The organism is Pseudomonas sp. NPDC088444, assembly GCF_044900175.1.
Classification (GTDB): Bacteria; Pseudomonadota; Gammaproteobacteria; order Pseudomonadales; family Pseudomonadaceae; genus Aquipseudomonas.
Map to the genome: position 1 here is coordinate 785639 of NZ_JBJDNK010000001.1, position 20176 is coordinate 805814.

Consider the following 20176-nt stretch of genomic DNA (forward strand, 5'->3'; position numbering starts at 1 on the left):
GGTTTTCAATGCCGCTGTCCAACGTTCACATTCTCCATCAGGACGACGCCGTGCTGGTGGTGAACAAACCCACCCTGCTGCTTTCGGTGCCTGGCCGCGTCGACGACAACAAGGATTGCCTGATCACGCGCCTGCAAGAGAATGGCTATCCCGACGCCCTGATCGTCCATCGGCTGGACTGGGAAACCTCAGGGATCATCCTGCTGGCACGTGATCCGGACACCCACCGCGAACTGTCGCGACAGTTTCATGACCGGGAAACCGAAAAGGCCTACACCGCACTGGCCTGGGGCCAACCGACGCTGGACAGCGGCAGCATTGACTTGCCCCTGCGTTACGACCCACCGACCAAGCCCCGGCATGTGGTGGATCACGAACATGGCAAACATGCGCTGACCTTCTGGAAGGTGCTGGAACGTCACGACACCCATTGCCGCGTCGAACTGACGCCGATCACCGGCCGTTCGCACCAGTTGCGCGTGCACATGCTGTCGATCGGGCATCCGTTGTTGGGCGATGGGCTGTATGCACATCCCGAAGCACTGGCGGCGTACCCGAGGTTGTGCCTGCACGCGAGCATGCTGACATTCACCCATCCGGTGAGCAAAGAGCGGTTGCGGTTTGAGTGTCCTGCGCCGTTTTGAGGGTTGGCTTGGGATTCTTAATTTGATGCCCTCAGGATCGCGACATGGATGCCCCTCGGGCGCATTCGACAGGGCATCAAAGTAACGATCTCCAGCCAATCAAACCCACATTAAAACCTTTCCACCCCCCACTCGCCCCCACCCGCATACGCCTGTAAACTCCCGCCATTGCTGTCTGGAGTTACTTATGCGCGAAGAGTTGAACCAAGGCCTGATCGACTTCCTCAAGGCCTCTCCTACCCCGTTTCACGCCACCGCCACCCTGGTGCAACGTCTGGAAGGCGCAGGTTTTCAGCGTCTGGACGAACGCGAGCCGTGGCACACCGAAGCCGGTGGCCGCTACTACGTCACCCGTAACGACTCCTCCATCGTCGCCTTCAGGCTGGGCCGTCTGTCCCCGCTGCTCGGTGGCATTCGTCTGGTGGGCGCCCACACTGACAGCCCGTGCCTGCGGGTCAAGCCGCAGCCTGAACTGCAACGTCAGGGCTTCTGGCAACTGGGTGTGGAAGTCTATGGCGGCGCTCTGCTGGCGCCGTGGTTCGACCGCGACCTGTCGCTGGCTGGCCGTGTGACCTTCCGCCGAGACGGCAAGGTCGAGAGCCAGTTGATCGATTTCAAGCAGCCAATTGCGGTCATCCCCAACCTGGCGATCCACCTCAATCGCACCGCCAACGAAGGCTGGCAAATCAACCCACAAAATGAGCTGCCGCCGATTCTGGCGCAGGTCGCGGGTGACGAGCGTCCTGATTTCCGTGCCCTGCTGACCGATCAACTGGCCCGAGAGCACGGCCTGAATGCCGACGTGGTGCTGGATTACGAACTGAGTTTCTACGACACCCAAAGTGCGGCGGTCATCGGCCTGAATGGCGATTTCATTGCCGGTGCGCGACTGGACAACCTGCTGTCTTGCTTCGCCGGCCTGCAGGCGCTGCTCAACGCCGACGGCGAAGAAACCTGCGTACTGGTCTGCACCGACCACGAAGAAGTCGGCTCGACCTCCGCCTGCGGCGCCGACGGTCCGATGCTGGAGCAAGTGCTGCAACGCCTGCTGCCGGAAGGCGACGACTACGTGCGTACCGTGCAGAAATCGCTGCTGATATCAGCGGATAACGCCCACGGCGTGCACCCTAACTACGCTGAAAAGCACGATGGCAACCACGGCCCGAAGCTCAACGCAGGCCCCGTGATCAAGGTCAACAGCAACCAGCGCTACGCCACCAACAGCGAAACGGCCGGGTTCTTCCGTCATCTGTGCATGGCCGAAGAAGTACCGGTGCAAAGCTTCGTGGTGCGCAGCGACATGGCCTGTGGCTCGACCATCGGCCCGATCACGGCAGGACACCTGGGCGTGCGCACCGTGGACATCGGCCTGCCGACCTTCGCCATGCACTCGATCCGTGAACTGGCGGGGAGCCAGGACCTGGCGCATCTGGTCAAAGTGCTGACGGCGTTTTATGCGAGCGCCGAGTTGCCGTAAGGCCATCTTGCGGGTAATACCGATCTGAGGGTGGGGCCAATCCTGTGGGAGCCGGCCGAGCGGCGATCCCTTTGCTGGCGATTGCATTGTGTCAATTACAGGTGAGTTGACTGATCCACCGCGTTCGCCAGCAAGCCGGCTCCCACAATGACCGAGTTGGCCTCATGTCTTTTGTCCGACGCGGGACCTGTGGGAGCCGCCTTGGTGGCGAAGGCGGTTGACCAGGCAACATGGAATCTCCCACACAGTCGATGCCCACACAAATACGCCATGTACAATCAAATCGCCCGCCCGCTTCGAGGTTGATGATTCGGTGACTGCCTTCTCACGTTCCTGCTCCGTATTGCGTCTGTTGTTGATCTGTCTGCTGGCGCTCCTTCCCTTCGCAACCACTCAAGCGGCGGGCCTGCCGAGCCTGTTGGGTGGCAGTCAGAAAACCCAACCGCAAGCGCAAGAACCCTTGGGCCAGTCGCTGGACGAGGTCATCACCTCGCTGGAAAACGACCAACAGCGCGCCAAGCTGCTGGACGATCTGAAAAAGCTGCGCGACGCCACGAAGAAGGCCCAGCCCACTGCTGAACAAGGGGTACTGGGCCTGATCGGCAGCACGCTGTCGGAATTCGAGAAGCAATTCACCGGCGACGACAGCCCGCTCAGTCGTTGGGGCGACGAAGTGTCGCTGGCCGAAGACGAGCTGATGGCGCTGATGCTGCCCGCGAACCAATGGTGGCCGATCATCTTCAGTTTTGCCGTGGTCATTGCCCTGTGGAGCCTGCTGGCGACGGCGCTGATCTGGCTCGGCCATCGGGTGCGGGCGCGTTTTGGCCTGTCAGCGGAGCTTCCGCAACACCCCCGCCCCACCGACATGCTGGTGTTCGCCCTGCGCAAGCTCGGCCCCTGGCTGATCGCGCTGGTGATCACGGTGTACCTGAGTTACTCGCTGCCACCGTCACTGGGCCGCGATCTGGCGATGGTGCTGGCCTATGCGCTGGTGGTCGGCACGCTGTTTTCAGCGATCTGCGTGATTGCATTTTCGCTGCTCGACGGCCCCCATCGTCATCAGGCGTTGTACATCCTGCGTCATCAGGCGTTTCGGCCGTTGTGGTGGATCGGCAGTTTCGCCGCATTCGGCGAGGCCCTGAGCGACCCCCGGCTGGTGGCCAGCCTCGGCGTGCATCTGGCCCACACCACCTCCACCCTGGCCAATGTCATGGCCGCGTTGTCCACGGGCCTGTTCATCATTCGTTTCCGTCGCCCGATCGCCCACTTGATTCGCAACCAGCCACTGGCCCGACGCCTCAAGCGTCGCGCCCTCAGCGACACCATCGAAATCGTCGGCAGCTTTTGGTATCTGCCCGCGCTGGTGTTGGTGGGCGTCTCGCTGTTCGCCACGTTCTTCTCGGCGGGCGACACCAGCACCGCCTTGCGTCAGTCCCTGATCTGCACCGTGTTGCTGGTGTTGTGCATGGTCATCAACGGCCTGGTGCGGCGCCATTCGCAAAGACCCTCCCACGGCCACAAACGCCATGCGCTGTACTCGGATCGACTCAAGAGCTTCTTCTACACCGTCGCGCATCTGCTGGTCTGGCTGGTGTTCATCGAACTGGGCCTGCGGGTCTGGGGCTTGTCGCTGATCCGTTTCTCCGAAGGCGAAGGCCACGACATCAGCGTGCGCATCTTTGGGCTGGCGACCACGCTGATGTTTGCCTGGCTGATCTGGATTCTGGCCGACACCGCGATTCATCACGCCCTCACCCGTTCGCGCAAAGGCCTGGCGAACGCTCGGGCGCAGACGATGATGCCGTTGATCCGCAACGTGCTGTTCGTGACCATTTTCATCATTGCAGTGATCGTCGCGCTGGCGAATATGGGCATGAACGTCACCCCGCTGCTGGCCGGTGCCGGTGTCATCGGTCTGGCCATCGGTTTCGGCGCACAGTCGCTGGTGGCGGATTTGATCACCGGGCTGTTCATCATCATCGAGGACTCGCTGGCCATCGACGATTACGTCGACGTCGGCGGGCACCTGGGCACAGTCGAGGGTTTGACCATCCGCACCGTACGCCTGCGCGACATCGACGGCATCGTGCACACCATCCCGTTCAGCGAAATCAAGAGCATCCAGAACTACTCCCGCGAATTTGGTTACGCGATTTTCCGCATCGCCATTCCGTCGAACATGAACATAGACGATGCGCTGAAGATGATCCGCGACGTGGGCCAGAAAATGCGCACCGATCCGCTGCAACGGCGCAACATCTGGTCGCCGCTGGAGATTCAGGGGGTGGAGAGTTTCGAGTCGGGCAACGCCATTCTGAGGGCACGCTTCAAGACCGCTCCGATCAAGCAGTGGGAGGTGTCGCGGGCGTTCAACCTGTCGCTCAAGCGCTATCTGGATGAGGCGGGTATGGATCTGGCGACGCCACGGTTGAATGTGCAGGTGAGCACCAGCGGCGGGAGTGTGAGTGGGGTGCGTGGCAAAAAGGATGATGCGGCGGGGTAAGCCTTCGCGGCATCTGACCTGACGCGGTCACATTATGGGAGCCGACTTGCTGGCGAATGCGTCGCGTCAGTCGACATGGATGTTGCTGACCCGACGCATTCGCCACCAAGGCGGCTCCCACAGGTTTTGCGTAGACACAGAAATCCGCGATCCGCCACGATCAGTGGGTTAGGGCGTCGTTGAGGCCGTGGCGTTGCCATTCACCATCGCCGCAAAGCGCGCCTTGTTGGCCGCGTAATACTCCGCCACCACCTTCTCTGCCGAGCTTTCCTTGGCTTTCAGCATCAGGTCCTGCAAGTCCGCCGCCGGGATCGAATAGTGAGCGAAGAACTGCGCCACTTGCGGGTACTGCGCGCTGAAACCTTTGCGAGCAACGGCGTGGATCTGCTCGGCGCCACCAAACATATGCTCCGGATCATCCAGATACCGCAGCGGGTATTTGGAGAACATCCAGTGCGGGCTCCAAGCGTTCACCAATGACCACTTGCCGCGTTTGAGGTTGCGGTCCAGCTCGCTGAGCATGCCGCTCTCGGACGAGGCGACCATCTTGTAGCCGACGATTTTTTTGTCGTTGATGACCTTTTCAGTGAGCTTGTACTGGCCGTTGCCGACCTCCGAGGTGAGGATCTTGCCGTCGAACTTCGCGGCGATACCGGGCTTGTTCAGATCGGCGAGACTTTTGACTTCGCTCTCCGGGACGATGTCCGGCACCGCCATGCCGATGCGTCCTTCGTACAACACGCCCAAATCCTCCAGCTTGTCCTGGTACTTGTCCCAGAACGCCTTATGCGTGCCCGGAAGCCAGACCATCGGGATCAGGTCGATGTTGCCGTTGGCCATCGCCTGAAACTGAATGCCGATGTCGGCCTGCACCAGTTTCACCGGCTGCTTGAGCTGGTCTTCGAGCACGACGTTGGCCAGCTTGACGGCGATCTCCGTATCCGACCAATTGACCCAGCCAATGCGCACCGGGGGCTGATCCGCCGCCTGAACGGACAGGTAGCCGAACAGACTCACAGTCGCCAGTGCGACCCCTGCAAACCAGCCAATACGTTTTTTCTTATGCGGTGAATAAGCAACCATCGTGCATTTCCCCTTTCGTGTTTGGGTGTGGCAGTGAAAGCGGTGAATCGTGCCGGTCTGAGCCAGCTGACCGGGCCGATCTTATCCACACAGTCGGTAGGGATGCAAGCGAAATGTACACCAACGTCAGACACTGTTGACACAGGTGTACATTCCTCCTAATTTCAACTCTAACCGAGCCTGAAGTTGACCCGAGGAGCGCCACACGATGTCCAGCGATCCACTGCTGCAGCCCTACACGATCAAGCACCTGACCCTCAGAAACCGCATCATCACCACCTCCCACGAACCGGCGTATCCGGTGGATGGCATGCCCAAAGACCTGTATCGCGCCTATCACGTCGAGCGCGCCAAGGCCGGGGTGGCATTGACCATGACCGCAGGCTCGGCGGCGGTTTCGCGGGACAGCCCGCCTGTTTTCAACAACGTGCTGGCGTACAAGGACGAGGTGGTTGGCTGGCTCAAGGACCTGACCGATGAGTGCCACGAACACGGCGCGGCGGTGATGATCCAACTCACCCACCTGGGCCGTCGCACGCGCTGGGACAAAGCTGACTGGCTCCCAGTAGTCTCTCCTTCGCATCGGCGCGAAGCGTCCCACCGCTCGTTTCCGAAAAAACTCGAAGACTGGGACATCCAGCGCATCATCAAGGACTACGTCGACGCCGCTGAACGCATGAAAGCGGCGGGTATGGACGGTCTTGAACTTCAGGCCTACGGCCATCTGATGGACCAGTTCTGGTCGCCGATGACCAATACCCTCGACGGGCCGTATGGCGGCTCGCTGGAAAACCGCCTGCGCTTCACCTTCGACATCCTGCGCGGCATCCGCAAGCAGTGCGGTGAGAACTTCCTCCTTGGCGTGCGTTACACCGGCGACGAGGATCTGCCTGGCGGGTTCGGCGCCGAGGAAGGCATCGCCATCTCGCACATGCTCAAGGACAGCGGTCTGGTGGACTTCCTCAACGTGGTCAAAGGCCACATCGACACCGACGCCGGGCTCACCGACGTCATCCCGATTCAGGGCATGCGCAACTCGCCGCATCTGGATTTTGCCGGTGAGATTCGTGCCGCTACCGGTTTCCCGACCTTCCACGCCGCGAAGATTCCGGACGTGGCCACCGCGCGCCACGCCGTGGCTTCCGGCAAAGTCGACATGGTCGGCATGACCCGCGCGCACATGACCGATCCGCACATCGTGCGCAAGATCATCGAGAAGCGCGAAGAGGACATTCGCCCTTGCGTCGGCGCCAACTATTGTCTGGACCGCATCTATCAAGGCGGCGCCGCGTATTGCATTCACAACCCGGCCACCGGACGTGAAACTACCATGCCCCACGACATCCCCAAGGCCGCGACCCGACGCAAGGTCGTGGTCATCGGCGCAGGTCCCGGGGGGCTTGAAGCAGCGCGGGTCGCGGGCGAGCGCGGGCATGACGTGACAGTGGTGGAAGTGGCGGACCAGCCAGGCGGGCAGATTCGCCTGACCGCTCAAAGCGAGCGGCGGCGCGAGATGATCAGCATCATCGACTGGCGCATGGCCCAGTGCGAACGGCTGGGGGTGAAGTTTCAGTTCAATACGTGGGCTGAAGCTCAAACGGTGCTGGAGCTGGAGCCGGACGTGGTGATCGTCGCGACCGGCGGCCTGCCGGACACCGAAGTGCTGAAGGAAGGCAACGAGCTGGTGGTGTCGGCCTGGGACATTATTTCCGGCGACGTGAAACCCGGTAAAAACGTGCTGATCTTCGATGACGCAGGCGACCACGCCGCGCTGCAAGCCGCCGAGGTCATCGCTCAAAGCGGTGCACGGCTGGAAATCGTCACCCCGGACCGAGCCTTCTCACCAGAAGTCATGGCCATGAACCTGGTGCCCTACATGCGCACGCTACAAGACCTGGACGTGGTGTTCACGGTGACTTACCGCGTGGAGTCGGTGAAAAAGCGCGACGGCAAACTGGCCGCGATCTTTGGCAGCGATTACGGCAAGGTCAACAAGGAGCGCATCGTCGATCAGGTGGTGATCAACCACGGCACTCTGCCGCTGGATGATCTGTATTTCGAGCTGCGGCCTCATTCGAAAAACGACGGCGCTGTCGAGCAGCATGACCTGATTGCCGGTAAGGCGCAGAACCTGGTGACCAATCCGAATGGGCGTTTCCAGTTGTTCCGGATCGGCGATGCGGTGGCGGCGCGCAATACCCATGCGGCGATTTACGATGCGTTGCGGTTGGTGAAGGATTTGTAGCAGGACACAGATATAACGTGGCACACATCCCCCTGGGGGAGCGAATTCATTCGCGATGCGGTGGTGTGGCCGACAGATGTATGTCGGATGGACCGGCCAATCGCGAATGAATTCGCTCCCGCAAGGGTTAGGTGTGAGGACGGACAAACGGTTACATGCCCTTACGTGCTACGTCAGCCCCCGCCTCAACCGCCCGCCCGATCTGATCTTCAAACCCTTCATCGATCAAGCTCTGCAACGCCGCCGCGGTGACACCTTTGTAAGCCACCAACGAATCGATCATCGCCTGCGGATCGTGATTCACAAGCAACTGGCTGGCTGACACCACCACCCCATGGGCGGCCTGCCGGGCGACGTCTTCAGGAATACCCGCGATCACCGCTTGCCGAGTCAACGCTGTCATCACCAACGCCGGAAACGCAGGGCCAGTGCCCGACAACGCACTGAGGTAATCAATCCCCTCCTCCGTCGGCACTCGGCTGGCCGTACCGACACACTCCAACAACCGTTGAATGAAGTCGGCATCCACATCACTCAACAGCTGCGCGCAGTGCCACGGCGTGAACGACTGACGAATCTGCACCGCCGCGTTGGCCATCGCTCGCACCACCGTCTCAGCCCCGGTCGCCTCACGGATGGTTTGAGATGTCACACCCGCCATCAGGGAAATCACCCGTTTCCCTGACGCATCGACGTTGAGCGCCTTGAACTGCTCTGGCCGCACCGACAGGATTACCACGTCACTGGCATTGACCAGCGCTTGATTGTCCGCCAATAGATGAGCGCCGGTTTCCGCCAGTGGATGACTTCCTGAGCGGTTGGACAACCGAAGACGATCCGCCTCGACAAAACCGCTGTCGAGCAGCGCCCGCGCCAGCGCTGCCCCTAACCAGCCAGTGCCGCCAATGATGCCGATGCGCTCAGTGTTCACTGGGCGATTCCTCCAGCGTGTCCTCAAAGGTTTCAGCCAGCGGTACGAATTCACCCGCTTCTTTTTCGGCGTAACCGAAGGCGCCATAGAAACGGTCCAGCTCGCGCTGCTTCGGCGTCTTGCCGGTAAAGATCGCGACGTAATGGGGAATGCGGCGGAAACGCTGGGTGATGTCTTCGCTGGTCTTCATCGAGATGTAGCCGATCTGCGTCAGATAAATCGTCCGCGCACGGGTGTCAGCGCCATCGGGGTCGTAGCCAAAACGCCGGAACATGGCCGATAACGCATTGATCCGGGTCGCGTCCGCCGCAGCGATTTCCGAAGCGACTTCTTCTGACTGCAACGCCCAACTGCGCACGGCAAATTCGAATTGAGAGTCAAACAGCTCCGGATTTAGCCAACACTCAAAGACGTTGAGAATCGCCTCAGTGATGTTCTCCGCGTAGCTTTCGGATTGCTTGAGCATGCCGCCGGTGTTCTTGTCTTTCCAGCGGGCCAGCAACGCGGCCAGCAGTTGTTCGCGGTCCTGAAAAAACCAATAGAAACTGGTGCGTGACAGGTTGAGGCGCTTGGCCAGCGGCATGACGCGCACGGCATCCACACCGGATTCCTTCAAGGCGTCATAGGCCGCTTCCAGCCAGCCTTCTGCTGAACCGCGCCAGCCAGAGTCCGAGGATTTGCCGCGTTCCTTGCCTGATACCGACATTTGGTGTCGCCTTTGTTTGAAAGTGAGTGAATGAACTGTACGCCCCCGGTCTATTGATGTACACCCATGTACATTTGCACGACACGCAACCTCATTTCCTCCGGTTCAGGCATCCCCATGCAGCTTGAAGAACTCCCAAAAGAAGGCCTGCCGAAAAAGGTCAAAGGCTATCGCCGCCTGATCCCTTCGATGACCGCCCTGTTGGTGTTCGAAGCGGCGGCGCGGCTGAGCAGTTTTACCCTGGCGGCGCAGGAGCTGGGGGTCACGCAAGCGGCGGTCAGCAAGCAGATCCGTTTTCTCGAAGAGACCCTCGACACCCGCCTGTTTCATCGACTGCACCGGGCGATCAAACTGACGAGCGAGGGCTATCTGCTGTTCTCGGTGACCTCCGAGTCATTGCAACGCATGGCCAGTGTGTTCGACCGGGTCCACGAAGGCATTCGCGAACAGGAAGTGGTGCTGGCCAGCACGTCAGCCTTTTCGCAACTGCGGATCTTGCCCCGTCTGAGTGCCTTGCGCTTGAAGCAGCCCAACCTGCAATTGCGCCTGGTGACGCAGATGCTCACCCCGGATTTGCGCAGCGATGACATCGATCTGGCGGTGCGTTACGGCGATGGCAAATGGGACGACGGCACCTCGATTTTTCTGTTCGACGAAGAGGTGTTTCCGGTGTGCTCGCCCGGCTGGCTCGCGACTCACATAGCGCCGGTGCATGCCGAAGATTTTCTGCATGTCGAGTTGATCGACTCCGACGCCACCCTTGAAGGCTGGATGACCTGGCAGACGTGGTTCAAGGAACTGGGCGAGGAACGTCCGAAGCTCAAGTACGCCCTGCGTTGCAGTTCCTACACCGACACGATTCAGGCCGCGTTACAGGGCCACGGCGTGGCACTGGGTTGGCATCGACTGCTGGAGCCACAACTGGCCAGCGGTGAACTGGTGCGCCTGACCGAGTACGTGGTCAGGCCCAAAGAAGCGTATTACGGGGTGGTGCCGAATGGACGTAAGGCGACGCCGTTGGTGCAAGGGTTGGTCGAGTGGCTATGTAGCGGATCGTCCATCGAACACATTGACTCCAATATCACCGACGACCGCTGAACCTGTGGGAGATTCTACGTCGCCACGTCGAGCGCTTTCGCCACCAAGGCGGCTCCCACAGTAATTTGTGTCGGCCGACAGATTCATGATCGACGGCAAACATTGTGGGAGCCGGCTTGCTGGCGAAGAGGGTATGTCTGTGACCAGAGCGTTGACTGACCGACCGCATTCGCCAGCAAGCCGGCTCCCACGCATGACGCGTCACGCATCTCCATCGTTCATGCATAACCCACAGCTATGCGAACCTGAAAATATAGCGCATTGACCATATTTTCAGCCCTCTCGATACTCGATTCCATTATTAGATCGACGCCTGAGAGGTGCAGCCATGATCGAATCCCATCGCCAGTTAGTTGAAACAAGAACACCCGGCCACGGTATGAAAGGCGCCTTGTTCGGGCGCGAAGATATCTTCGACACCGACGTAGATATCTTCTTCACCCAGCACTGGATATTGGTCGGCGTGACCGCAGATATTGCAGAGCCGGGCGATGTTTCAACCATCGACATCGGCAAATCCTCGATCATCCTGCTGCGCGACGATGACGAGCAAATACAGGCGTTTCGCAACGTCTGCCGCCATCGCGGCGCGCGGCTCAAGCCTGCGGGCAAATCGACCGTGGGGATGTTGGTCTGCCCTTATCACCAATGGACGTATGACCTGGACGGCAGCCTGAAACATGCTGCGCACATGGGCAAAGACTTTAACGCGAAGTGCAGAAGCCTGATGCCTGTGCACAGCAAAGTAGTGGGCGCACATATATTTGTGTGTTTGGGCGAACAACCGCCAGAAGACATCGGTTACTTGGCTGAGACCATGAATCCGCGTTTTGCCCCGTACAACATGACCTACACCAAGATCGCCCACGAATCGGAAATCATTGAAAACGGCAACTGGAAACTGGTGATCGAAAACAACCGCGAGTGTTATCACTGCGCGGGCACTCACCCTGAACTGACTGCATCGTTCTTGCCGGAAGACTTCGGTTTCTGCGCCGACGGTTTGAGCGAAGAATCGCTGCAAGCGCTGGACGAATACGAACAGCGCAATGCCGCCGCGAAAAAGAGTTGGGAGGACCAGGGCTTCATCTGTGATGCCGTGGAGCATCTGGAGGTGGACGCGGTGACGCAGTTCCGCACCCAGCGCCTGGTGATTGCGGGCAATGGCGAGTCGCAAACACTCGACACCCGCGTCGCGTGCAGCAAGCTGTTTGGCGATCTGACCCGCCGCGATCTGGGTGACGTGCACCTATGGACCCACAACTCCTGGACCCACGTGATGAGCGATCACGCGGTGATTTCCTACATCATCCCTCTCGCCCCGGACAAAACCCTGGTGCGCACCAAATGGCTGGTGAACGCTGATGCGGTGGAAGGGGTGGATTACAACGTGAACACACTGGTCGAGGTGTGGAACGCCACCAACCAGCAAGACGCCAATCTCGTGGCGATCACCCACAGCGGCACACAAGACCCTGCTTACTCACCCGGCCCGTTTTCGGCGTTCACCGAATCCTACGTCGATCAGTTCTCGCGCTGGTACGCAGCGCGGCTTGCGGCTCACGGTGTGTGAGGAATGATCATGACCCGATTCGAGACTTTGCCTACAAGCGTGGGTACCGCGTCTTCGCAACAACGCTTCACCGATCCTGGGACCTGGAGCGCGTACGGCGCGCAGTGGAACAGCGGCGAGCAGAAGACCCTGCTGTGCTGTGACGTGCGCGATGAAACCCACGACGTGAAGACGTTCAGTTTTCGCTGCGCCGATTTCAGCGCCCTGAGCTTCGAGCCGGGCCAGTTCATCACCGTGTCGCCGGTGATCGCCGGGCAGAGCATCGCCCGTTGCTACACGCTGTCGTCATCGCCTACGCGGCCGTTTTCGTTCTCGATCACGGTCAAGCGCGTGCCGGGCGGCATGGTGTCGAACTGGCTGCATGACAACCTGCGAATTGGCGAAACGCTGAACGCCTCGGGGCCTGCTGGCAGCTTCACCCCAGTGGGGCATCCCGCGAAAAAATTGTTGTACCTCTCGGCGGGATCCGGGGTGACGCCGTTGATGTCGATGACCCGAGCGGGATTCGACATGGCCGCTCAACTGGACATCGTGTTCGTCCACAGCGCGCGTACGCCCCTCGATATCGTGTTTCACGATGAGCTGACGCGGATGCAAGCATTGATGCCGGGGTTGCAGGTATTGAACGTGTGCGAGGGATTGGGTGCGGATAGGGAATGGACGGGCGCGGTGGGGCGCCTGTCGCTGCCCCTGCTGAACGCGGCGGTGCCGGATTTCAAGGAGCGCGAGGTGTTCACCTGTGGGCCGCAAGGCTACATGGACGCGGTCAAAGCGCTGCTGAAGGAGGGCGGGTTCGATTTCCAGCATTACCATCAGGAGAGTTTCGACATATCGGCGCTGGTGGAGGAACCGCTGATCGAACAGGCGCCTGTGAGTGAGCAAACCGAAACGTTGTTTACCGTCACCCTGTCCCGTTCGGGCAAGACGTTCAGCATGTCGGGCCAGCAGACCGTGCTGTCAGCGGCAAAAAAAGCCGGGGCCATCGTGCCGTCGTCGTGCAGCCAGGGCGTGTGTGGCACTTGCAAGACTGCATTGCTGCAAGGGACTGTGGAGATGAACCACAACGGCGGCATTCGCCAGCGGGAGATCGACAAGGGGATGCGGTTGTTGTGTTGCAGCAAGCCGACCTCGGACCTGGTGATTGACTTGTAGCGTCAACGGTCACGCTTCTGGCCGGAGGGCGTAGGAGCTTTAAATCTCCCCTACCACCGCGCTCACATGAATCGCGTCATGCCGCCAATACTCCAGATCGCAATCGATCAAACGGCCGCGTTGATCGTGGTTGACCCGCGCAATGCGTAACCCGGGGCTACCAATCGACACCTTCAACGCCGCCGCCGCTTCAACGGGCAACGCCGTCGGCACCATCTCGAACCGCACCTGCCCATAGCGAATGTCGTAATGGCTGGCATAGAGCAACGTCAGCGACTGATTCAGATCGAAATCCAGCATCTGCGGAAAGTATTCCGGGTTCAGGTAGTGCTCGACGTACAACACCAATCGCTCATCGATACGCCGCACGCGGCAGATCTGGATCACGCTGGATAAGGCAGGCAGTTGCAGCAGCTCACAGATCGCTGCCGAGGCCGGTTGCAAACGCGCCGAGATGACCTGAGTTGCAGGCACACGCCCCTGCGCTTCGACCATCGCGTGAAAGTGGCTGCGGCGCATCAGGTCATAGGCCAGGCGCGGCGGCGAGATGAACCAGCCCCGACGCTCTTCGCGATAAATCAGCCCCTGCGCCTCCAGTTGCACCAGCGCTTCGCGCAAGGTGATGCGGGTGGTGTCGAAGACTTCGCTCAATTTACGTTCAGCGGGCAGTTTGCTGCCGGGAGGCAAGAGACCGTGTTCGATCTGCTCCTGTAAGGCGTTGCAAATGGTCGTCACCGCTCGTGGCACATCTTGGCGCATCGCGTTACCTATCTGGACTAGACCAGTGCATTTCAAAGCCATGGTCTGCAGCGGGGGAGCCCGTTTCAATGGTCTCAAGCCTAGGCAGGCTAGATGACTGTTACGTGACATTCCAGCGCGATCTGCTTGATAAATCAGGCATAAAAAAGAAGTTAGCCTTTTCAGATCAACCACTTGGCCATGGTCTACGCTTGTTTCACAGCGCTATCGATGGCCTGGCGTCACGTCGTCAGCCCCAGCAAGAGTCGGTCCAGACACGAAAGTGTCACGAGACTGGCCTAACTTGGCTCAGGTATTGCTGATCTAGACCAAAGCAAACGCAGCGAACACTTCATCGATCTGATGCACTACCACGTCGAAAAAGACCAAAGGAGCTTCGAATGAAACACCTTTTGCTGGCATCACTCCTGGGTTCGGCCATCGCGCTGAGCACATCGGCCATGGCCGCAGACACTGACCTCAAGACCCTCGAAGCCGCGGCCAAAGCCGAAGGCGCGATCAACAGCGTGGGCATGCCCGATGACTGGGCGAACTGGAAAGGCACCTGGACCGACCTGACCGCCAAATACGGTTTGGTGCACATGGACACCGACATGAGCTCGGCCCAGGAAGTGGCCAAATTCGATGCGGAAAAAGACAACGCCAGCGCCGACATCGGTGACGTGGGCGCCGCCTTCGGCCCGATCGCCGTGTCCAAAGGCGTGACCCAACCGTACAAACCGACCACCTGGGACAAAGTGCCAGACTGGGCCAAGGACAAAGACGGTCACTGGGCACTGGCCTACACCGGCACCATTGCCTTCATCGTCAACAAGAAGCTGCTGCACGGCTCCGACGTACCGAAATCCTGGGCGGATCTGAAAACCGGTAAATACAAAGTCACCATCGGTGACGTGAGCACCGCCGCGCAAGCCGCCAACGGCGTACTGGCCGCCGCCATCGCCATGAAAGGCGACGAAACCAACATCGCACCGGGCCTGCAATTCTTCGCAGACCTGGCCAAGCAGAAGCGTCTGGGCATCAACAACCCGACCATCCAGACCATGGAAAAAGGCGAAGTGGAAGTCGGCATCGTCTGGGACTTCAACGGCCTGAGCTACAAGGCCAAGATGGCCAACCCGGATGACTACGTGGTGCTGATTCCGTCCGATGGCTCGGTCAAATCGGGCTACACCACCATCATCAACAAATACGCCAAGCACCCGAACGCGGCCAAGCTGACCCGCGAATACATCTTCAGCGACGCAGGTCAGATCAACCTGGCCAAAGGCAACGCTCGTCCGATCCGTGCGGAAACCGACCTGAAGCTGCCCGCCGACATCGCGAAGAACCTGATTCCGACCGAGGAATACGTCAAGGCCAACCCACAGCCGATCAAAAACGCCGACGCCTGGGAAAAAACCTCGAAAGCCCTGCCTCAGCAGTGGAACGAACAGGTGATTGTCGAGATGCAGTAAGCCATTCGCCGATGCTTCAGGGATGACGCATGGCGGATTGTGTGGAAGCCGGCTTGCTGGCGAATACGGTGGGGCAATCACCATTGATGTGTCAGACATACCGCATTCGCCAGCAAGCCGGCTCCCACAATTTTCACCGCTCACACCCATTTGCTCCCCCCGGAGAAGCCATGAAACACAACGTCATCCTGATCCTGCTGGACGGCCTGAGCTACAGCGTGGCGCAGCATGCGATGGGGCATCTGCTGGCTTACCGGAACGCGGGCCGGGCCGCCTTGTACAAGCTGGAATGCGAGCTGCCTGCGCTGTCCCGCCCTTTGTATGAATGCATCCTGACGGGCGTTGCGCCCATCGACAGCGGCATCGTGCACAACCACGTCTCGCGCCTGTCCAACCAGCGCAGCGTGTTCCACTACGCCGCAACCGCAGGATTGAAGACCGCCGCCGCGGCCTATCACTGGGTCAGCGAGCTGTACAACCGCAGCCCGTTCATCGCGTCCCGTGACCGACACACCGACGACGTTGACCTGCCGATCCAGCACGGTCATTTCTACTACGTCGATCACTACCCTGATTCCCACCTGTTCGACGATGCCGAGCATCTGCGAACGGCGCATCAACCGAACTTCCTGTTCATCCACCCGATGAACATCGACGACGCAGGCCACAAACACGGCCTGGACACCCCGCAATACCGCAACAGCGCACGCTCGGCGGACATCATCCTGGCCGAGTACCTGCAACGCTGGCTCGATGCCGGTTATCAAGTGCTGGTGACCGCCGACCATGGCATGAACAACGATCGCTCCCACAACGGCATCCTGCCGGAAGAGCGCGAAGTGCCGCTGTTCGTGATTGGCGACGCCTTCAGCCTCGACCCCGGCGCACGGCCCAAACAAACCGAGATGTGCGGCACCGTCTGCGAACTGCTCGGCGTGCCCCACGACAAACCTTTTTGCGCAGAGGTGCTCAAGTGAGTTCACAGCCTCGCGGCAAATGGCTGGGGCTTTTGTGCCTGCTGCCCTTCGCCCTGTTCTTCATCGCGTTTCAGATCGCGCCGCTGGCGTGGGTCGCCATCAACAGCCTGCATTCGGACGCAGGCTGGGGGCTGGACAACTTCATCAAGGCGTTCAACTCACGCTTCTATCGTCAAGCGATGCAGTTCAGTCTGGAGATCAGTTTCTGGTCGAGCCTGATCGGCATTGTCATCGCCATTCTCGGCAGCTATTCACTGCGCAAAGTGCCGTCGAAGCTTCGGGATTTCGTCAGCGCCTTCGCCAACATGACCAGCAACTTTTCCGGCGTGCCGCTGGCCTTCGCCTTCATCATTCTGCTGGGCTTCAACGGCGCGCTGACGCTGATCCTGAAACAGGCCGGGATCATCGATGACTTCAACCTGTACTCGAAGACCGGCCTGATCATTCTCTACACCTACTTCCAGATCCCCCTCGGCGTGTTGCTGCTCTACCCGGCCTTCGACGCCCTGCGCGATGATTGGCGCGAATCGGCCTCGCTGCTCGGCGCCAGCACCTGGGATTTCTGGCGGCACATCGGCATTCCGGTGCTGACCCCGGCCCTGCTGGGCACCTTCGTGATTCTGCTGGCCAACGCCCTCGGCGCCTACGCCACGGTCTACGCCCTGACCACCGGCAACTTCAACGTGCTGCCGATCCGCATCGCGGCGATGGTGGCCGGTGATATTTCCCTCGATCCGAACATGGCCAGCGCACTGGCGATGATTCTGGTGGGCATGATGACCCTGGTGACCCTCGTCCATCAGTGGCTGTTGAAGAGGAGCTACCATGTCTCGCGCTGAACGCGGCCCGGCCGGGCTCTATCACCGTCTGGTGGTGTACATCCTGTTTCTGATTCTGCTGGCACCGCTGCTGGGCACCTTCATCTATTCGATCGCCACCAGTTGGTCGGCGTCGATTTTGCCCGCAGGCTTCACCTACAAATGGTATCTGGCGCTGTGGAGTGACCCGCGTTTCCTGATCGCCTTCGGCCAGTCGCTGCTGGTGTGCGTCGGCGCGCTGATTCTGTCGGTGGTGTTGATCCTGCCGCTGCTGTTCGTGGTGCACTACCACTTCCCGAAACTCGACGCGCTGATGAACATCTTGATCCTGCTGCCCTTCGCGGTGCCGCCGGTGGTGTCGTCGGTGGGCCTCTTGCAGCTCTATGGTTCGGGACCGCTGGCGATGGTCGGCACACCGTGGATTCTCATCGGTTGCTACTTCACCGTGGCCTTGCCGTTCATGTACCGGGCGATCACCAACAACTTGCAGGCGATCAACCTGGTGGACCTGATGGACGCCGCACAACTGCTCGGCGCCAACACCTTTCAGGCGGCGTTTCTGGTGGTGCTGCCCAACCTGCGCAAGGGCCTGATGATCGCCTTGCTGCTGTCGTTCTCGTTCCTGTTCGGCGAATTCGTGTTCGCCAACCTGCTGGTGGGCACCCGCTACGAGACGCTGCAGGTGTACCTCAACAACATGCGCAACAGCAGCGGCCACTTCAACAGCGCGCTGGTGATTTCCTATTTTTTCTTCGTGCTGCTGCTGACTTGGGCCGCCAACCGACTGAACAAGGACAAAGACTGACATGAGCTTCGTCACTGTCGAAAACCTGCAAAAGAACTATGCCAGCACCGCGGTCTTCAGCGACATCAACTGCGTGATCAACAAGGGCGAATTCATCACCCTGCTCGGCCCTTCTGGCTGCGGAAAATCAACGCTGCTGCGCTGCATTGCCGGGCTGACGTCGGTTACCAGCGGCAAGATTTTTCTCGACGGCCAGAACATCGTCCCCATGTCGCCACAGAAACGCGGCATCGGCATGGTGTTCCAAAGCTACGCGCTGTTCCCCAACATGAACGTGGAGCAGAACGTTGCGTTTGGCCTGCGCATGCAGAAGGTCAGCACCGATGAAACCAAACAGCGCGTTGCTGAAGTGTTGAAGCTGGTGGAGCTGACGGACTTCGCCAAGCGTTACCCTCATCAAATGTCCGGCGGCCAATGCCAGCGTGTGGCGTTGGCGCGTTCGCTGGTGACCCGCCCTCGCCTGCTGCTGCTCGACGAGCCGCTGTCGGCGCTGGACGCGCGGATTCGCAAACACCTGCGCGAACAGATCCGTGCGATCCAGCAGGAGCTGGGGTTGACCACGATTTTCGTGACCCATGATCAGGAGGAAGCACTGACCATGTCCGACCGCATCTTCCTGATGAACCAGGGCCGGATCGTGCAGAGCGGCGACGCCGAAACTCTCTACACCGCACCCGTCGACGCGTTCGCTGCTGGCTTCATCGGCAACTACAACCTGCTGGAGGCGGATGACGCCAGCCGTCTGATGCAACGTCCGATCAACAGCCGCGTGGCGATTCGTCCGGAAGCCATTCAACTGAGCCTCACCGGCTCGCTGGAAGGTGAAGTGCGCGGGCACAGTTTGCTGGGCAACGTGATCCGTTATCGCGTTGAAGCACGAGGCGTGGAACTGGTGGTCGACGTGCTCAATCGCTCCGCCAGCGACTTGCACCCGAACGGCCAACGGGTCACCCTGAACATCGAACCGTCGGCGCTCTGCGAAGTGGCGTGATTTCGGCAACACTGCACATCTGCCCCTGTCGGAGCGAATTCATTCGCGATTTGGTCGGTACATACGAAACATTTTTATCGTCTGTACCGACGCCATCGCGAATGAATTCGCTCCCACAGGGTCCAGCGCCTGCCTATGGATGTGCGCACGTACTGAATTGAGAGGATTTACACCATGGCATTAGCCATTTTCGACCTGGACGAAACCCTGATTCACGGCGACTGCGCCAGCCTGTGGAGCGAGCAGATGGGCCGGTTGGGCTGGGTCGACCCGGAGTGGTTCATGAACAAGGACCGCGAACTCATGGCCGCCTACAGCCGTGGCGAACTGGCCATGGAAGACTACATGGCCTTCAGCCTGGAGCCGATGATTGGCCGCACGCCTGAAGAAGTCGAGTTCCTCGTCGGCCCGTGGGTCGAGGACTACATCGAACCGATCATCTTCAGCGACGCCACCAAAACCATCGCCGAACACCGCGCCAACGGCGACCGCATTCTGATCATCTCCGCCTCCGGCGTGCACCTCGTTCAAGCCATCGCCGAGCGGATCGGCGTCGATGAAGTGCTGGCCATTGATCTGGAGGTGGTTCACGGCGTCTACAGTGGCAAGACCCAAGGCGTGCTGACCTATCGCGAAGGCAAGATCACCCGTTTGCTGGAGTGGCTGGATCAGGAAGGCGAAAACCTCGAAGGCGCGAGTTTTTATTCCGATTCGCGCAATGATCTTCCGTTGTTGCAAAAGGTGGATTTTCCCCATGTGGTCAATCCGGATCCGGTGTTGAAGGAGGCGGCAGAAAAGGCGGGGTGGCCGATTCATAGCTGGCGCTAGTCAAGCCTCGACAGCGGGTTGGTCACCCTGTTCAGTCAGAACAGCGGCAGCTTTTACTGTCATTTCTGACAGTAGGCAAACATTCCATCTCGGCGCTCAATTGAGTCTTGGGTTCATTCGACAGGAGTC

Annotated in this window: 17 protein-coding genes; 13 read left to right on the forward strand and 4 right to left on the reverse strand. The window is 59.9% G+C overall.

Features of this window, described 5'->3' with window-relative positions; all coding sequences use genetic code 11:
* Positions 1–8 precede the first annotated feature (8 nt).
* The 3 genes from ACI2KB_RS03785 (at position 9) to ACI2KB_RS03795 (ending at position 4624) form a co-directional block, all read left to right on the forward strand.
* Positions 9–644 (forward strand): RluA family pseudouridine synthase, encoded by a 636-nt coding sequence (locus tag ACI2KB_RS03785; RefSeq protein WP_404631486.1) that lies wholly within the window; start codon positions 9–11, stop codon positions 642–644.
* Between the two features lie 187 nt (positions 645–831).
* Positions 832–2121, forward strand: a complete 1290-nt coding sequence (locus tag ACI2KB_RS03790) for a M18 family aminopeptidase (RefSeq protein WP_404631488.1) — start codon at positions 832–834, stop codon at positions 2119–2121.
* A gap of 313 nt (positions 2122–2434) precedes the next feature.
* Positions 2435–4624, forward strand: coding sequence for a mechanosensitive ion channel family protein (locus ACI2KB_RS03795; protein ID WP_404631490.1), 2190 nt, complete (start codon positions 2435–2437; stop codon positions 4622–4624).
* A 168-nt stretch (positions 4625–4792) separates the two neighbouring features.
* Here the strand turns inward: ACI2KB_RS03795 and ACI2KB_RS03800 are convergent, their stop codons facing one another.
* Positions 4793–5707, reverse strand: coding sequence for a glycine betaine ABC transporter substrate-binding protein (locus tag ACI2KB_RS03800; RefSeq protein ID WP_404631492.1), 915 nt, complete (start codon positions 5705–5707; stop codon positions 4793–4795).
* 208 nt (positions 5708–5915) lie between these two features.
* Between ACI2KB_RS03800 and ACI2KB_RS03805 the strand changes: the two genes are divergently transcribed.
* Complete coding sequence (locus ACI2KB_RS03805) at positions 5916–7952, forward strand: FAD-dependent oxidoreductase (RefSeq protein WP_404631494.1); 2037 nt, start codon at positions 5916–5918, stop codon at positions 7950–7952.
* A 151-nt stretch (positions 7953–8103) separates the two neighbouring features.
* On the opposite strand, the gene ACI2KB_RS03810 is transcribed toward ACI2KB_RS03805, so the two are convergent.
* The gene (locus ACI2KB_RS03810) at positions 8104–8883 is read right to left on the reverse strand and encodes a pyrroline-5-carboxylate reductase family protein (protein WP_404631496.1); all 780 of its coding nucleotides are present in this window, start codon (positions 8881–8883) and stop codon (positions 8104–8106) included.
* On the reverse strand, positions 8873–9589 hold the full coding sequence (locus ACI2KB_RS03815; protein ID WP_404631498.1) for a TetR/AcrR family transcriptional regulator: 717 nt from the start codon (positions 9587–9589) through the stop codon (positions 8873–8875). Before ACI2KB_RS03815 ends, ACI2KB_RS03810 begins: the two co-directional genes overlap by 11 nt.
* Before the next feature lie 117 nt (positions 9590–9706).
* Between ACI2KB_RS03815 and ACI2KB_RS03820 the strand changes: the two genes are divergently transcribed.
* From ACI2KB_RS03820 to ACI2KB_RS03830, 3 genes are all read left to right on the forward strand, one after another.
* The gene (locus ACI2KB_RS03820) at positions 9707–10687 is read left to right on the forward strand and encodes a LysR substrate-binding domain-containing protein (protein WP_404631500.1); all 981 of its coding nucleotides are present in this window, start codon (positions 9707–9709) and stop codon (positions 10685–10687) included.
* 328 nt (positions 10688–11015) lie between these two features.
* Positions 11016–12260 (forward strand): SRPBCC family protein, encoded by a 1245-nt coding sequence (locus tag ACI2KB_RS03825; RefSeq protein ID WP_404631502.1) that lies wholly within the window; start codon positions 11016–11018, stop codon positions 12258–12260.
* A gap of 9 nt (positions 12261–12269) precedes the next feature.
* Positions 12270–13412 (forward strand): FAD-binding oxidoreductase, encoded by a 1143-nt coding sequence (locus ACI2KB_RS03830; RefSeq protein ID WP_404631504.1) that lies wholly within the window; start codon positions 12270–12272, stop codon positions 13410–13412.
* Between the two features lie 39 nt (positions 13413–13451).
* Here ACI2KB_RS03830 and ACI2KB_RS03835 read toward each other — a convergent pair whose 3' ends face one another.
* Positions 13452–14171: a UTRA domain-containing protein gene (locus ACI2KB_RS03835; protein WP_404631506.1), complete on the reverse strand. Its 720-nt coding sequence runs from the start codon at positions 14169–14171 to the stop codon at positions 13452–13454.
* 380 nt (positions 14172–14551) lie between these two features.
* On the opposite strand from ACI2KB_RS03835, the gene ACI2KB_RS03840 reads away from it, so the two are divergent.
* The 6 genes from ACI2KB_RS03840 (at position 14552) to ACI2KB_RS03865 (ending at position 20047) form a co-directional block, all read left to right on the forward strand.
* Complete coding sequence (locus tag ACI2KB_RS03840) at positions 14552–15628, forward strand: ABC transporter substrate-binding protein (protein WP_404631508.1); 1077 nt, start codon at positions 14552–14554, stop codon at positions 15626–15628.
* A 170-nt stretch (positions 15629–15798) separates the two neighbouring features.
* Positions 15799–16605 carry an alkaline phosphatase family protein gene (locus tag ACI2KB_RS03845; protein ID WP_404631510.1) on the forward strand — a complete coding sequence of 269 codons (807 nt, stop codon included), beginning with the start codon at positions 15799–15801 and terminating at the stop codon, positions 16603–16605.
* Positions 16602–17444: an ABC transporter permease gene (locus ACI2KB_RS03850; RefSeq protein WP_404631512.1), complete on the forward strand. Its 843-nt coding sequence runs from the start codon at positions 16602–16604 to the stop codon at positions 17442–17444. The genes ACI2KB_RS03845 and ACI2KB_RS03850 overlap by 4 nt, the downstream gene beginning before the upstream one ends.
* A complete protein-coding gene (locus ACI2KB_RS03855; RefSeq protein WP_404631514.1) occupies positions 17431–18228 on the forward strand; it encodes an ABC transporter permease in 798 nt (265 codons plus the stop codon). Before ACI2KB_RS03850 ends, ACI2KB_RS03855 begins: the two co-directional genes overlap by 14 nt.
* A gap of 1 nt (position 18229) precedes the next feature.
* On the forward strand, positions 18230–19219 hold the full coding sequence (locus tag ACI2KB_RS03860) for an ABC transporter ATP-binding protein (protein ID WP_404631516.1): 990 nt from the start codon (positions 18230–18232) through the stop codon (positions 19217–19219).
* Positions 19220–19393: 174 nt separating this feature from the next.
* Positions 19394–20047, forward strand: a complete 654-nt coding sequence (locus tag ACI2KB_RS03865) for an HAD family hydrolase (RefSeq protein WP_404631518.1) — start codon at positions 19394–19396, stop codon at positions 20045–20047.
* Positions 20048–20176: the final 129 nt, after the last annotated feature.